Origin of the sequence: Burkholderia sp. LK4, assembly GCF_001043615.1 — a bacterium.
GTDB lineage: Bacteria > Pseudomonadota > Gammaproteobacteria > Burkholderiales > Burkholderiaceae > Burkholderia > Burkholderia cepacia.
This window is the reverse complement of the sequence record NZ_LDUL01000027.1, coordinates 100,501-114,453: the sequence shown is the minus strand read 5'-3', so window position 1 is coordinate 114,453 and position 13,953 is coordinate 100,501. Positions and strand designations below refer to the sequence as shown.

The 13,953-nt window shown below is 68.2% G+C and carries 13 protein-coding genes; 6 read left to right on the top strand and 7 right to left on the bottom strand.

The annotated features are described in order from the left end of the window. Positions 1–70 precede the first annotated feature (70 nt). Positions 71–1,015, top strand: a complete 945-nt coding sequence (locus VK92_RS14295) for a LysR family transcriptional regulator (RefSeq protein WP_048023472.1) — start codon at positions 71–73, stop codon at positions 1,013–1,015. A gap of 174 nt (positions 1,016–1,189) precedes the next feature. Here the strand turns inward: VK92_RS14295 and zwf are convergent, their stop codons facing one another. The 5 genes from zwf to acuR all read right to left on the bottom strand — a co-directional run bounded on the left by zwf (position 1,190) and on the right by acuR (position 5,440). Beyond that, a complete protein-coding gene (gene zwf / locus VK92_RS14290; protein ID WP_048023470.1) occupies positions 1,190–2,665 on the bottom strand; it encodes a glucose-6-phosphate dehydrogenase in 1,476 nt (491 codons plus the stop codon). A gap of 183 nt (positions 2,666–2,848) precedes the next feature. Continuing rightward, positions 2,849–3,034, bottom strand: a complete 186-nt coding sequence (locus VK92_RS42900; RefSeq protein ID WP_048023469.1) for a hypothetical protein — start codon at positions 3,032–3,034, stop codon at positions 2,849–2,851. Between the two features lie 75 nt (positions 3,035–3,109). Beyond that, positions 3,110–3,688, bottom strand: coding sequence for a peroxidase-related enzyme (locus tag VK92_RS14280; protein WP_048023467.1), 579 nt, complete (start codon positions 3,686–3,688; stop codon positions 3,110–3,112). 84 nt (positions 3,689–3,772) lie between these two features. Further along, positions 3,773–4,756, bottom strand: coding sequence for an acrylyl-CoA reductase (NADPH) (gene acuI, locus VK92_RS14275; protein WP_048023465.1), 984 nt, complete (start codon positions 4,754–4,756; stop codon positions 3,773–3,775). A gap of 45 nt (positions 4,757–4,801) precedes the next feature. After that, positions 4,802–5,440, bottom strand: a complete 639-nt coding sequence (gene acuR / locus VK92_RS14270) for an acrylate utilization transcriptional regulator AcuR (RefSeq protein WP_048023463.1) — start codon at positions 5,438–5,440, stop codon at positions 4,802–4,804. A 217-nt stretch (positions 5,441–5,657) separates the two neighbouring features. On the opposite strand from acuR, the gene VK92_RS14265 reads away from it, so the two are divergent. Together VK92_RS14265 and VK92_RS14260 are read left to right on the top strand one after the other, a co-directional pair. Then, positions 5,658–6,848, top strand: a complete 1,191-nt coding sequence (locus VK92_RS14265) for a M20 aminoacylase family protein (protein ID WP_048023462.1) — start codon at positions 5,658–5,660, stop codon at positions 6,846–6,848. A 56-nt stretch (positions 6,849–6,904) separates the two neighbouring features. After that, positions 6,905–8,236, top strand: coding sequence for an MFS transporter (locus VK92_RS14260; RefSeq protein ID WP_048023461.1), 1,332 nt, complete (start codon positions 6,905–6,907; stop codon positions 8,234–8,236). A gap of 41 nt (positions 8,237–8,277) precedes the next feature. On the opposite strand, the gene VK92_RS14255 is transcribed toward VK92_RS14260, so the two are convergent. Further along, the gene (locus tag VK92_RS14255) at positions 8,278–9,198 is read right to left on the bottom strand and encodes a LysR family transcriptional regulator (protein WP_048023460.1); all 921 of its coding nucleotides are present in this window, start codon (positions 9,196–9,198) and stop codon (positions 8,278–8,280) included. Between the two features lie 136 nt (positions 9,199–9,334). Here VK92_RS14255 and VK92_RS14250 point away from each other — a divergent pair, with 136 nt between their 5' ends. Further along, positions 9,335–10,108 (top strand): transporter substrate-binding domain-containing protein, encoded by a 774-nt coding sequence (locus VK92_RS14250; protein WP_048023459.1) that lies wholly within the window; start codon positions 9,335–9,337, stop codon positions 10,106–10,108. Between the two features lie 59 nt (positions 10,109–10,167). After that, the gene (locus VK92_RS14245; protein WP_048023458.1) at positions 10,168–11,283 is read left to right on the top strand and encodes a succinylglutamate desuccinylase/aspartoacylase family protein; all 1,116 of its coding nucleotides are present in this window, start codon (positions 10,168–10,170) and stop codon (positions 11,281–11,283) included. A gap of 158 nt (positions 11,284–11,441) precedes the next feature. Here VK92_RS14245 and VK92_RS14240 read toward each other — a convergent pair whose 3' ends face one another. Next, entirely contained in the window at positions 11,442–12,428 is a 987-nt protein-coding gene (locus tag VK92_RS14240; protein ID WP_048023580.1) for a LysR family transcriptional regulator, read from the bottom strand. 151 nt (positions 12,429–12,579) lie between these two features. Between VK92_RS14240 and VK92_RS14235 the strand changes: the two genes are divergently transcribed. Then, a complete protein-coding gene (locus tag VK92_RS14235) occupies positions 12,580–13,899 on the top strand; it encodes an MFS transporter (protein WP_048023457.1) in 1,320 nt (439 codons plus the stop codon). The last annotated feature ends 54 nt before the right edge of the window (positions 13,900–13,953 follow it).

Below are 13,953 nucleotides of genomic sequence, written 5' to 3'. Positions count from 1 at the left end.
GCAGTGTGCCGGCTTTACTTTTGCTGAAAAACTCGTCTATAAACCAAATTGTTTTGATTTCAAATCAACAATGAAAATCACCCTAGACGAACTCCAGGCCTTTGCCGCCGTGGTCGACACCGGTTCGATCACCGCGGCGGCCCAGCAGCTCGACCTCACCGTGTCGGCCACGAGTCGCACGCTCGCACGGCTCGAGGAGAAGCTGAAGACCACGCTGCTGCGCCGGACCACGCGCCGGCTCGAACTGACGGAGGAGGGGCGCGCGTTCCTGCAGGACGCACGCGCGATCATCGAATCGGTCGAGACGGCGGAAGAGCAGATGCTCGCGCGACGCGAGATGCCGTCGGGGCGGCTGCGCGTCGACGCGGCGACGCCGTTCATGCTGCACGTGATCGTGCCGCTCGTGCGCGGCTATCGCGAACGCTTCCCGAAGGTCGAGCTGGAGCTGAACAGCAACGAGGGCATCATCGACCTGCTGGAGCGGCGCACCGACGTCGCGATCCGGATCGGCCGGCTGAAGGATTCGACGCTGCACAGCCGGCGGATCGGCAACAGCCGGCTGCGCATCTTCGCGAGCCCCGCGTATCTCGAAGCGCACGGCCAGCCTCGCAAGGTCGAGGATCTCGGCAAGCACACGCTGCTCGGCTTCACGCAGCCCGAATCGCTGAACGTGTGGCCGATCCTCGGCGCGGACGGCGAAGCGTGCCGCATCGAGCCGGACATCTGTTCGTCGAGCGGCGAGACGTTGCGGCAGCTCGCGCTGGAGGGCGCGGGTGTCGTCTGCCTGTCGGATTTCATGACCGCGCAGGATCGCGAGGCCGGGCGGCTCGTGCAGGTGCTCGCGCGCCAGACGCTCGAGATCGAACAGCCGATCAACGCGGTGTATTACCGGAATACCGCGATTTCGTCGCGGATCGCGTCGTTCGTCGATTACATGATCGAGGTGCTGGGCGGCGGCAGCGGCGGCAGCGATGCGCCGGTGCGGCGCAAGGCGGCGTGGATGGGGACGGTGTAGCCGGGGGCGGCTGTATCGTTGCCGCCGGGCGCCGTTCCCGCGCGGGACAGGTCGGCGGACTTTCTCCGGCCGAAGCGAACGGCGCGGAGGCGGGCGGCGCGCGGCGGGCGCGCCGATGTGATCCGGCATGCCGACGGCGCTTGCGCCGCCGACATGCCGCGCGTGCTGCGCGTCCTACGCTTCCTCGGCCCACGACATCCCGTCGCGCGCGAGCAGCGCCGACGAAGCCGCGGGCCCGAACGTGCCGGCCGTGTACAGGCGCGGCCGGTCGCCGAGCTGCTTCCAGCCGTCGAGGATCGGCTCGACCCACGACCAGGCGGCTTCGAGCTCGTCGCGGCGCATGAAGTGCGTGAGGCGGCCGCGGATCACGTCGATCAGCAGCCGTTCGTACGCTTCCGCGCGCCGCTCCGGAATCGCCTGCTGCAGGTCGAGGTTCAGGCTCACCGGCACCATGTTCATCCCGCTGCCCGGTTCCTTCGCGAGCATCTGCAGCTGGATCGACTCTTCCGGTTGCAACTGGATCACGAGGCGGTTGCCGTAATTGCGCGGGCCGGTCGGGATGATCGAGAACGGCATGTCCGCGAACTCGATCACGATTTCCGACTGGCGGCGCTGCAGCCGCTTGCCGGTGCGCAGGAAGAACGGCACGTTCGCCCAGCGCCAGTTGTTGATGTGCGCGCGCAGTGCGACGAAGGTTTCCGCGCGGCTGTCCGCCGGCACGTTGTCTTCCTCGAGATAGCCCTTGACCGGCTGGCCGTCGACCGCGCCGGCCGTGTACTGGCCGCGCACCGTGTCGCGCGCGACGTCCGACAGCGACATCGGCCGCAGCGAGCGCAGCACCTTCAGCTTCTCGTCGCGCACCGCGTCCGGGTCGAGCGACACGGGCGGCTCCATCGCGACGATGCACAGCAGCTGCAGCAGGTGGTTCTGCACCATGTCGCGCAGCGCGCCGGTATGGTCGTAGAAACCCGCGCGGCTGCCGACGCCGACCGTTTCCGCGACCGTGATCTGCACGCTGCGGATGTTCGGCGCCTGCCACAGCGGCCCGAAGATCGGGTTGCCGAAGCGCAGCACCATCAGGTTCTGCACGGTCTCCTTGCCGAGATAGTGGTCGATCCGGTAGATCTGCGATTCCTCGAAGTGCTTGCCGACCGCGTTGTTGATCGCCTTCGCGGACGCGAGATCGTGGCCCAGCGGCTTTTCGAGGACGACGCGCGAGTGCCTGTCGACGAGATGCGCGGCCGACAGGTTGTCGCAGATCGTCGTGAACAGCTCCGGCGACGTCGACAGGTAGAACACGCGGATCGCGTCGCCGCGCGCCGCTTCGGCGAGCCGCGCGTAGTCTTCCGGCGCGTTCACGTCGATCAGCACGTACTTGAACAGGTCGAGGAAGCGGCTCCACGCATCGGCGTCGAACGCCTTCTCGTCGATGAACGGGCGCGACTGCTCGTCCATGAACTTGCGATAGCCGTCGATGCCCCAGTCGCGGCGGCCGACCGCGATGATGCGCGTCTCCGGCGGCAGGTTGCAGTGCAGGTGCGCCATGTACAGCGCGGGCAACAGCTTGCGGGCGGCCAGGTCGCCGCCGCCGCCGAAGATGATCATGTCAACGGGCCGGTCGGCCGCGGTCTGGATAGGCTGATTCGTCATGGGAGGTTCGCGTCTGAAACGGTGAGCGTGGAACGAACGTCGAAGGCGCCGGGCGCCGGTACGGCAAAACCCTAATAGTGCACGCATTTGATGGATCGCGTGTGTGTCCGTTTCCTGTCGCGCAGCTGGCGGGTGGGTTGCAGGCGGGTTGCAGGCGGTGCGGGCGAGCGGCATGGACGGCCATCAGGGCGGCGGCTCGCCGGCAGGGTGTGGTGCCGCCGGCCTGTGAGCCGCGTCGCCTCGCTCGATCGGTACGGTGCCCGGCATGCGCATCCGGTACAGCGACACGGCCTGGATCGCGAGCGCACCGACGATCGCGCGACCGTCGGCCGGAATCGGGGCAAGCCGCGTGAGCGTCGGGCTCAGCACATGAAAGAACGCTGCGAAGCTCGGCAGCCCGGTGGCCGTCCCGCCCGCGTGAGCGCACGACTGCCCGCCGAGCGCTCAGCGCCCCAGCGCGTAAAACTCCGCGTTCGGCCGCATGTTCGTCACGTTCGCGATGCGATTGGACATGCCGAAGAAGGCCGAGATCGCCGCGATGTCCCAGATGTCTTCTTCGACGAAGCCCTGCGACTTGAGCGTGTCGAAATCCGCTTCGCCGACCTGGTGCGCGGCCTGCGACACCTTCATCGCGAAGTCGAGCATCGCCTTCTGCCGGGCGGTGATGTCGGCCTTGCGATAGTTGGTGGCGACCTGGTCGGCGATCAGCGGATCCTTCGCGCGAATGCGCAGGATCGCACCGTGCGCGATCACGCAGTACTGGCACTGGTTCACGCTGCTGGTGGCCACGACGATCATTTCCCGTTCGGCCTTGCTCAGGTTGCCCGGCTTGTCCATCAGCGCGTCGTGGTAAGCCATGAACGCGCGAAACTCGTCCGGGCGATGCGCGAGGGTCAGGAAGACGTTCGGGATGAAGCCCGACTTTTCCTGGACGGCCGCGATGCGCTCGCGAATGTCCTCGGGCAGGTCTTCGAGCGCGGGCACGGGAAAGCGGCTGATGGGGGCGGTGCTTGCGGCGGTCATGAGGTCTCCTGGATAAGACGGCACGGCCGCGCTCGATGCGCGGGCGGCCGTCCGAAAAATGAAGCGCAGGTGTCGGCGGCGGCGTTACGCGTTGACGTCGACGACGATACGGCCGCGAACCTTGCCGGCGATCAACTCCCCGGCAAGCGGGATGACGTCGCCCAGGCCGACCTGGTGGCTGATCGCGCCCAGCTTCCCGACGTCGAGATCGGACGCGAGCCGGCGCCACGCCTCCAGGCGGTCGGCGCGCGGGCACATGACGCTGTCGATCCCGACGAGCGTGACGCCGCGCAGGATGAACGGCATGACGGTCGCGGGGAAATCCATGCCGGCGGCCAGGCCGCAGGCCGTCACGACGCCGCGGTACCGCGTGGTCGCGCACACGTTGGCGAGGACATGGCTGCCCGCCACGTCGACCGCGCCGGCCCATCGTTCCTTGCCCAGCGGCTTGCCGGGCTCGCTGAATTGCGCCCGCTCCAGGATCTCCGCCGCGCCGAGCTGTCGCAGGTAGTCGGCATCGGCGGGGCGGCCGGTGACGGCGACGACGCGGTATCCCAGCCGCGCGAGGAGGGCCGTGGCGACGCTGCCTACCCCGCCTGCCGCGCCGGTCACCACGATCTCGCCGTCGTCCGGGCGCACGCCATGCCGCTCCAGTGCCATCACGCACAGCATCGCGGTGTAGCCCGCCGTGCCGATGGCCATCGCCTGTTGCGGCGAAAAGGCGGACGGCAGCGGCACCAGCCAGTCGCCATCGACGCGGGCCTTCTGCGCCAGGCCGCCCCAGTGCGTTTCGCCGACGCCCCAGCCGTTGAGCACGACCTGATCGCCGGGGCGATAGTCCGGGTGCGTGCTGTCCTCGACTTCCCCGACCAGATCGATGCCGGGCACCATCGGGAACTTGCGGACCACCGGGCTCTTGCCGGTGATCGCCAGCCCGTCCTTGTAGTTCAGCGTCGAATAGCCCACGCGTACCGTCACGTTGCCGGCCGGCAACTGCGCGTCGTCCAGCGTCTCGAGCCGCGCTTGCTGGCCGGTTTCATGCCTGTCGATCACGATGCCTTGAAACATGTGTCCTCCTTTCTAGACCGATCGTCTAGTTAATGGCAAAAAAATTCAGCGGCGGGGCAGCCCGTTGAAGAAGAACTGCGCGAACAGGGCCAGCGGCGTATCGCTGCGCTCCAGCTTCGCGCGCAGCACGGCGCCTTCCCAGCCGATCCAGAAGAATGCGGCGAGTTCGGCAGGGTCGGCCGAGCCGGCCAGTTCGCCGGCTTGCTGCGCGGCGGCCAGGCAATCGGCGAGGCGGCGTTGCCAGTCCTCGAACGTGGTGCGCAGGCGTGCGCGGAAACTTTCGGGCAGCGCGCCCATTTCCTGCCCGAGGTTGCCGATCAGGCAGCCCCGGCTGTATTCGTAGCGGGCCATGCCGTCCCGGGCATCGTCGACGAACGCGCGCACGCGCTGCAACGGCGAGCGCGCCGCGTCGTTGAAATGGCGGTCCAGCTTGCGCGCGAAGAAGTCGGCATAACGGTCGATCAGTTCGAGGCCGAACGCTTCCTTGCTGTCGAAGTAGTGATAGAAGGAGCCCTTGGGCACTCCGGCGCGCCCGAGGATCTCGTCGAGCCCGGTGGCCGAAAAACCCTTCTCGGTGAGCACTTCCAGCCCCGTGCGCAACAGCATGTCCCGCGTGGCGACGAGGTCTTCATGCTGCTTCGGTGGCCTGCCGCGACGGCGAGGCGGATCAGTTCGAACGTCCATGCGCGAATAATAGACCGTTTGTCTCAAAAATCAACGGGCGCGTGTCGAGCCCATCCGATCAGGCACGGACGGCGAGCGACGCCCGTATTAACCCTGATTAACAAACCTTATCGCGGTGAAAAATTCCGCATCTTATTGAACCGATATCGGCTGGCTATAGTGGCTCGCTTTCCCGCACGCGCCACCGGCGTGCGCAGACAAACGCAGGAGCCCCTTGATGACCACCGATACCCGCTTCACCGAAGTCGAGGATCTGATGCCCGCCGCCGGCGGGCTGCGCGAGATCCGTCACCACATCCATCACCACCCCGAACTCGCGTACGAAGAGCACGACACGGCCGCGCTCGTCGCGGACAAGCTCGAGCAATGGGGCTGGCAGGTGACGCGCGGGGTCGGCAAGACGGGCGTGGTCGGCACGCTGCGGGTGGGCGACGGCGCGCGCAGCATCGGCATTCGCGCGGACATGGACGCGCTGCCGATCGTCGAGGCGACCGGCCTGCCGTATGCGAGCGGCACGCACGGCAAGATGCACGCCTGCGGCCACGACGGCCACACGACGATGTTGCTCGGCGCCGCGCAGCATCTCGCGAAGACGCGCAACTTCTCGGGCACCGTACACCTGTACTTCCAGCCGGCGGAAGAGCACGGCGTCGACAGCGGCGCGAAGAAGATGATCGACGACGGTCTGTTCGAACGCTTCCCGTGCGACGCCGTGTTCGGCATGCACAACCATCCGGGCGCGGCGCCCGGCGTCTTCCTCACGCGGCGCGGCCCGTTCATGTCGGCGGGCGACAAGGCGATCATCACGATCGAAGGCGTCGGCGGCCACGCGGCACGGCCGCACCTGACGGTCGATCCGGTTGTCGTCGCGGCAAGCATCGTGATGGCGCTGCAGACGATCGTCGCGCGCAACGTCGACCCCGCGCAGCCGGCGGTCGTCACGGTCGGCTCGATGCACGCGGGCACCGCGAACAACGTGATTCCGAACGGCGCGCGCCTCGAGCTCAGCGTGCGCTCGTTCAGCCCCGAGGTTCGCGCGCTGCTCAAGCGCCGCATCACCGAGCTGGCCGAAACGCAGGCCGCGAGCTACGGCGCGAGCGCGAACGTCGAGTACATCGAGGGCTATCCGGTCGTCGTCAATACGGATGCCGAAACGGATTTCGCCGCGCAGGTCGCACGCGAACTCGTCGGCGATGCGCACGTGGTCGAGCAGACCGACCTGCTGATGGGCAGCGAGGATTTCGCGTTCATGCTGCAGCAGCGGCCGGGCTCGTTCGTGCGGCTCGGCAACGGCGAAGGCGAGGACGGCTGCATGGTGCACAACCCGAAATACGACTTCAACGATCGCAACCTGCCGATCGGTGCGGCGTTCTGGACGCGCCTCGTCGAGCGTTACCTCGGGCAGTGATCGCGGCGGCGGCGCGCGGCCGCCGCTTCCGGCCGCATTGACAGGAGAGGATAGCGATGCAGAAAGACCATCTCGCGCTGCACCCCGCGTCGACGGGCGTGGCCGAAGCCGGCGCGCCGGGCGCGCCTGCCGTCACGCGGCGCGGCGCGATCGCGGCGGCCGTGATCGGCAACTGGCTGGAATTCTTCGACTTCACCGTGTACGGCTTCTTCGCGGTGCTGATCGGCAAGCTGTTCTTCCCGTCGAGCGACCCGACCACGTCGCTGCTGCTGTCGGTCGCGACGTTCGCCGCCGGCTTCTTCACGCGGCCGCTCGGCAGCGTCGTGCTCGGCGTCTATGCGGACCGCAAGGGGCGCAAGGCCGCACTGAACCTGACGATCATGCTGATGGCGCTCGGCACGGGCCTGATCGCGATCGCGCCGACCTATGCGCAGGTCGGCGTGGTCGCGCCGCTGCTCGTCGTGCTCGCGCGCCTGCTGCAGGGCTTCTCGCAGGGCGGCGAATTTGGCGCGGCGACGACGACGCTGCTCGAACAGGGCGGCACGTCGCGCCGCGCGTTCCGCGCGAGCTGGCAGCTCGCGACGCAGGGCGGCGCCGCGCTGATGGGCTCGGGTTTCGCGGCGCTGCTGTCGAACACGATGACGAAGGACACGCTCGAAAGCTGGGGCTGGCGGCTGCCGTTCCTCGTCGGCGTGCTGATCGCGCCGGTCGGCATGTACCTGCGCCGCCGGCTCGCGGACGATGCGCCCGGCGACAGCCATCACGGGATCGAGCGCGGCGTGCTGCACGAGCTGTTCTCGAAGCACACGCGCACGGTGCTGCTGCTGATGCTCACGGTGATGGGCGGCACGGTGTCGACCTACATCCTGACGTTCTACATGCCGACCTATGCGATCCACACGCTCGGGCTGCCGATGAAGCTGTCGATGTTCGTCGGCGTCGCATCGGGCTGCGTGATGCTGGTCACGTGCCCGCTGTTCGGCTGGCTGTCGGACCGGCTCGGCAGCCGCCGCCTGCCGATCTTCGTCGGCCGCGGCGTGCTGGTCCTGCTGCTGTTCCCGGCGTTCTGGCTGATGAACCATCACCCGACGCTGTCGGTGATCCTGCCGCTGACCGCGCTGATGCTGCTGTTCTATTCGCTCGGCTCGGCGTCGGAAATGGCGCTGATGTGCGAGTCGCTGCCGCGCCACGTGCGCGCGACCGGCATCTCGATCGCGTATGCGCTCGCGGTGACGATCTTCGGCGGCACCGCGCAGCTGATCGCGACCTGGCTCGTGAAGACGACCGGCAGCAAGCTCGCGCCGGCCGGCTACGTGGCCGCGTGCGTGGTGCTGTCGCTGATCGCGGTCGCGATGCTGCGCGAGACGGCGCGGGAGTCGCTGGACTGACGCGCGGCACGGCAAGGCGGGCGGTGGGCTGCAGTACGCGCCTACCGCCCGCGCACCATCCGCAGGTACGACGCGAGCATCGTCGCGAGTTCCTGCGCGGCCGGCGTCAGCGGCACGGCCGCGCGCTGCAGCAGGCAGATGTCCTGCGATTCGGCCTGCTCGCGCACGGGCACCTTCGCGAGCGCGCCGGCGAACGGCCCGTGCCGCGTGATGGCTTCGGTTTCGAGCGCGAGGGAATCGGTCTGCGTGACGATCTGCAGCGTCTCGAACATCCCTTCGACGGTCGCGAGAATCCTCGGCGGCGGCTGGCCGTGCGCGTCGAAGTACGCGAGCAGCCGGTTCACGACCGGGTCGGCGCTCAGGTTCGGCGAGCGCGTGGACACCCACCCGTAACCGGCCAGTTCGGCGAGCGATTTTGCGTGCATCGCCGGATGCCCATTGCGGCACACGACCACCGGCGCTGAAGCACGCAGCGGCGTGACCGCGAGATCGGTCGTGTCGGTCTGCTTCGCGACCAGTGCGATCGCGAAATCCACCGCGCTTTCGCGCAGCCAGCCGATCATCATCCGCGACGTGCCGGTGCGCAGGTGCACGTCGACCTTGTCGAAGCGCGCGCGGAACGCGCTCAGCACGGGCGCGAACGCGTCGATCAGCGGTTCGGCCACGAGGCCGAGCGTGACGGTGCCTTCGTACGCGCCGCTCAACTGCCGGATCTCCCGCTCGACCTGCTCGCATTCGCCGAGGATCGAACCGGAGCGCGCGAGCAGCCGCTGGCCGACGGCCGTCGGCACGATCCCGCGATTGGTGCGCGTGAACAGCGTCGCGCCGAGCGTCGCCTCGAGGCTCTGCAGCTGCTGCGTGACGCCGCTCTGCGCGAGATCGAGCGCGCGTGCGGCGGCGCGCAGGCTGCCGTGCTCGACGACGGCCTGGAAGATGCGGAGCTGGGAGAGCGTGAACGCCATGGGCACGCGCGGGGCCGGTGATCGGAAATACCGATCATGATAAGGCAGTCGATGGTTCCGGCGGCGGCCCGTGCCGCCTACGATCGCAGGCAGTCCGGCTGATGCCGTTTGCGTTCCTTCCTGTCCTCCGTCGACCATGAAACGTATCCTCGTCCCGCTCGTTTCCCTGTGCGTTGGCTGGGCCGCCACGTCCGCGTTTGCACTCGACGCGCACGTCGTGCGCCTCGGCATCGATCCGACCTATCCGCCGATGGATGCGAAAGCGCCCGACGGCAGCCTGAAGGGCTTCGACGTCGATCTCGGCAACGAGATCTGCCGCCGAGCGCAGTTGCACTGCCAGTGGGTCGAGCTCGAATTCTCCGGGATGATTCCCGCGCTGCAGGCGCGCAAGATCGACGCGATCCTGTCGTCGATGGCGATCACCGACAAGCGCGAGAAGCAGATCCTGTTCTCGTCGAAGCTGTTCCGCTTCAAGTCGCGGCTCGTCGCGCGGCCCGGGAGCGGCCTCGGCAGCACGACCGCGTCGCTGGCCGGCAAGCGTGTCGGCGTGCAGTCGGGCACGCAGTTCGAATCGTGGGCGCTCGCGCACTGGGCGACGGCCGGCGTGAGCGTGGTGCCGTACAAGAGCCAGGACGACGTGTTCGCCGATCTCGTCAACGGCCGCCTCGACGCGGCGCTGCTCGGCACCGTGGAAGCCGACTACGGCTTCCTGCGCCAGCCGCGCGGCAAGGGCTTCGCGTTCGTCGGCGCGCCGCTCGACATGGGCGATCGCGGCGTCGGCATCGGCATGCGGCAGTCGGATACGGCGCTCAAGGCGTCGATCGACGGCGCGATCGCGTCGATGCTGAAGGACGGCACGTACGACCGGATCGCGAAGCAGTATTTCGACTTCAACCCGTACGGCGACTGAACGCCGAGCCGCCGCGCCGTTGCACCCGCGGCGCCGTTTTCATCCGTTCGAGACCCTCGATGCAGATTCGCACCACGCCACTCCTGTCGCCGTCGATCGGCACGCAGCGCACGCTGACGAGCTTTCATTTCGGGCCGGCCGGCACCGGCCGCAAGATCTACCTGCAGGCCGCGCTGCACGCGGACGAGACGCCCGCGATGCTCGCGGCGTTCGTGCTGAAGCAGCGTCTCGCGCAGCTCGACGCCGAAGGCCGGCTCGCGGCCGAGATCGTGCTCGTGCCGGTCGCGAACCCGGTCGGCCTCAATCATCATCTGCTCGGGCAGTTCATCGGCCGTTTCGATCTTGCGAGCGGCCGCAATTTCAATCGCGGCTTCCTGCCGCTCGCGGACATCGCCGCGCGTGCGCGCGACCGGCTTGGCGACGACGGCGAACGCAATCGCGCGATCGTGCGCGAATGTGTCGGCGCGGCGCTCGACGATATCGCACCGCGTACGGAATTCGATGCGCTTCAGCTGGCGCTGCTGAAGCTGTCGTTCGATGCCGAGGTCGTGATCGACCTGCATTGCTCGCTCGAAGCGGTGATGCACGTGTACACGAGCGATACCACGTGGCCGCAAGTCGAGCCGCTTGCGCGCTATCTCGGCGCGCAGGTGTCGCTGCTCGCGGAGGATTCGGGCGGGCACGCGTTCGACGATGCGCATCATCTGCTGTGGTCGCAGTTGCGGCAGCACTTGCCGGCCGGCACGCCGATGGCGGCCGGCACCGTGGCCGTGACGGTCGAGTGCCGGGGGCAGCGCGACGTCACGTACGACCATGCGGAGCGCGATGCCGATGCGCTCGTCGCCTATCTCGTGTGGCGCGGCGCGGTACGCGGCGAACGCGTGCCGCTGCCGCCGCTCGCCGCGCCGGCCACACCGCTCGCGGGCAGCGAGCAGTTCTACGCGCCGGTGAGCGGGATCCTCGTGCACCGCGCGGCGATCGGCGCGACGATCCGCGCCGGCGATCCGCTGTTCGACATCGTCGATCCGCTGACCGACGCGATCACGACGATCTCGAGCGGGACCGACGGCGTGTTCTACATGCGCCGCGCGATCCGTTTCGTCACGGCCGGCGCGCCGCTCGGCCGCGTGACGGGTGCCGTGCCGGTGCGCAAGGGGATGTTGCTCGGCGCGTGACGAGCGACGCGCGTCGCGCGCGACGAACCCGACCTGTATGAGATCGTCGAGAAACTTCGGTTTCCTCAGATAATCGCTCGTCGCTCGATCCCGGCCTGCACCGGGGCGGCCGCCCGGAGACGGCCGGCGGACGCAGGCCGCATCGTCAGCCGGGCCGTTCACGGCCCGCCGCGACGCACGGCAGCACGCTTGCCTGACTTGCCGCGCGCCGTTGTCCCGCGGTTGCGCCCGCCCGCGTCCGAAAACATTTTCATGTCCCGAAGGATGCCGCGCAGCAGCGTATCGGCTGCCACCCCGAGCGTGCGTCCGGCCTTGACCAGCAGCCGCGCGTTGGCTGCCTCGAGCAGCGGATGGGCGACGGGAACGGCGACGAGTTCTCCCGCCTCCAGTTCCTGATAGGCCGCGAACGCGGCGAGCAGCGTGACGCCGTCGTTGCGCCTGACGAAGTGGCGCAGCACGGCCAGCGAGTTGGTGGTCAGCGTCGGGTGGAGCTGGATGTTTTCCGCATAGGCGAGCATCTGCACGGCCTGCCCGAGACCGAACGCCGGCGGCATCAACGCGAGCGGATACCCGGCGAGTTCGTGTACCGCGACGGGCCGGCCCCGCACGGCGAGCGGGTGCGCGGGATGCACGAGCGCCACCACCGGCTGCGGCGCGGTGGCGACGTACTCGATATCCGGATGCGCCGGGGGATTGTAGGCGAGGCCGATATGCGCGCGGCTCTCGGCGACTTCCTGCAGCAAGGTGCTGACCGGAAGGATATCGACGGTGACGTCGAGCTTCGGATAGCGCGCGCAAAAGTCGGTGAGCACCTCGTCCATCAGGCAGTCGATATAGCCTTCGCTGGTGGCGATGCGGATCTGGCCGTGTTGCAGGCCGTGCAGCGCCTGCAGGCGGTCTTCGAACAGTTCCTGCTGGGAGCGGCAGCCGCGCCAGTATTCGAGCAGGTGCGCCGCGGCTTCGGTCGGCCGGACGCCGCGCGGCTGGCGCTCGAACAGCGGCGCCCCGATTTCTTCCTCGAGCAGCCGGATCTGCCGCGTGATGACGGACGGCGACGTGTTGATGCTGTCGGCCGCGCCGCGGATCGAGCCGTGCGTCAGGACTTCATGGAAATAGCGCAGGCGGCGCTGGTTCAGTTCGCGCATGGTGTCGGTCCGTTTGCCGTGGAAGTGTTGCTCGTTGAGCAACGATAACTCGCTTAGGTTGCTATTGCGCTGCTTTTTCGGCTCCTCGACGATTCGAACGGAGTCGATCATCGATGCGGGATTCGAAGCAATACGCCCTAAAGGAGAGCGCATGTCCGCCATTCCATCCCCTCAAGACCCGGTCGCGCCCGACAGCCCGGCGCATCAGGCCCTGTACCGCAAGCTGAACTGGCGCCTGCTGCCGTTTCTGCTGCTCTGCTACACGTTCGCCTATCTCGATCGCGTGAATATCGGGTTCGCCAAGCTCTCGATGCAGGGCGACCTGGGGATCTCCGATGCGGTGTACGGGCTGGGCGCGGGCATCTTCTTTCTCGGCTATGTGCTGTTCGAGATCCCGAGCAACCTGCTGCTGCCGCGGATCGGCGCACGCAGGACCATCAGCCGGATCATGGTGCTGTGGGGCCTGACCTCGGCGGGCATGATGTTCGTCCACGACGAGACCACCTTCTACGGGATGCGCTTCCTGCTCGGCGTGTTCGAGGCCGGTTTCGCGCCGGGGATGATCTTTTACCTGACCTACTGGTATGGCCAGCGCCGCATGGCCGGCGTGATGGCGGTCGTGATGCTCGCGGGCCCGATCGGCGGCGCCTTCGGCTCGCCGCTGTCGGCGTGGCTGATGACCGGGCTGTCCGGTGCCCACGGCCTGGCCGGCTGGCAGTGGATGTTCATCGTCGAAGGCCTGCCGTGCGTGCTGCTCGGCGCGCTCGCACTCAAGGTCCTGTCCGACCGGCCGGCCGACGCAGCCTGGCTGACCGGCGACGAGAAGCGGTTGCTCGCTGCCGAGCTGCACGCACCCGGCGCCGGTCATCACTCGTTCGGACAGGTGTTGCGCGACCCGCGCGTGTACCTGCTGGCGTTCGCGTACTTCACGATCATCTGCGGAATCTACGCGGTGAGTTTCTGGCTGCCGTCGATCCTCAAGGCCGACGGCGTGACCGACACGATGCAGATCGGGCTGTACTCGATGATCCCGTACGTCTGCGCCGCGATCGCGATGATCGTCATCGGCCGCCGGTCGGACCGCCGCGGTGAACGCCGTTTCCACAGTGCCGTGCCGGCCCTGATCGGCGCGATCGCGCTGGCCGTGGCGACGACGGCCAACGGCAATCTCGTCGTCTCGCTGGTCGGCATGACGATCGCCACGTCGATGATCTGGGCCGCGTACACGGTGTTCTGGGCGATTCCGTCGCAATACCTGAAGGGCGACGCGGCCGCGGGCGGCATCGCGCTGATCAATACGATCGGTCTGATCGGCGGCTTCCTGAGCCCGACCATCATCGGCGCGATCCACTCGGCGACGGGCAGCATGGCAGCCGGCCTGCTGGTCATGGTCGCGCTGCTGGTCGCGGGCGCCGCGGTGCTCGTGGCGAACCGGCTGCCCGCGCCGCACGACGCGTTGGCGACGGCGTGATATCGCGGGCCCGCAGGCGCTCGCGACCTCCGTCGCGGCGTGGCGCGGCCCGTG

Coding starts and splice junctions, on each gene's coding strand:
- VK92_RS14295 (WP_048023472.1), top strand. CDS start 71: ATGAAAATCACCCTAGACGAACTCCAGGCCTTTGCCGCCGTGGTCGAC.
- zwf (WP_048023470.1), bottom strand. CDS start 2,665: ATGACGAATCAGCCTATCCAGACCGCGGCCGACCGGCCCGTTGACATG.
- VK92_RS14280 (WP_048023467.1), bottom strand. CDS start 3,688: ATGACCGCCGCAAGCACCGCCCCCATCAGCCGCTTTCCCGTGCCCGCG.
- acuI (WP_048023465.1), bottom strand. CDS start 4,756: ATGTTTCAAGGCATCGTGATCGACAGGCATGAAACCGGCCAGCAAGCG.
- acuR (WP_048023463.1), bottom strand. CDS start 5,440: ATGGACGTTCGAACTGATCCGCCTCGCCGTCGCGGCAGGCCACCGAAG.
- VK92_RS14265 (WP_048023462.1), top strand. CDS start 5,658: ATGACCACCGATACCCGCTTCACCGAAGTCGAGGATCTGATGCCCGCC.
- VK92_RS14260 (WP_048023461.1), top strand. CDS start 6,905: ATGCAGAAAGACCATCTCGCGCTGCACCCCGCGTCGACGGGCGTGGCC.
- VK92_RS14255 (WP_048023460.1), bottom strand. CDS start 9,198: ATGGCGTTCACGCTCTCCCAGCTCCGCATCTTCCAGGCCGTCGTCGAG.
- VK92_RS14250 (WP_048023459.1), top strand. CDS start 9,335: ATGAAACGTATCCTCGTCCCGCTCGTTTCCCTGTGCGTTGGCTGGGCC.
- VK92_RS14245 (WP_048023458.1), top strand. CDS start 10,168: ATGCAGATTCGCACCACGCCACTCCTGTCGCCGTCGATCGGCACGCAG.
- VK92_RS14240 (WP_048023580.1), bottom strand. CDS start 12,428: ATGCGCGAACTGAACCAGCGCCGCCTGCGCTATTTCCATGAAGTCCTG.
- VK92_RS14235 (WP_048023457.1), top strand. CDS start 12,580: ATGTCCGCCATTCCATCCCCTCAAGACCCGGTCGCGCCCGACAGCCCG.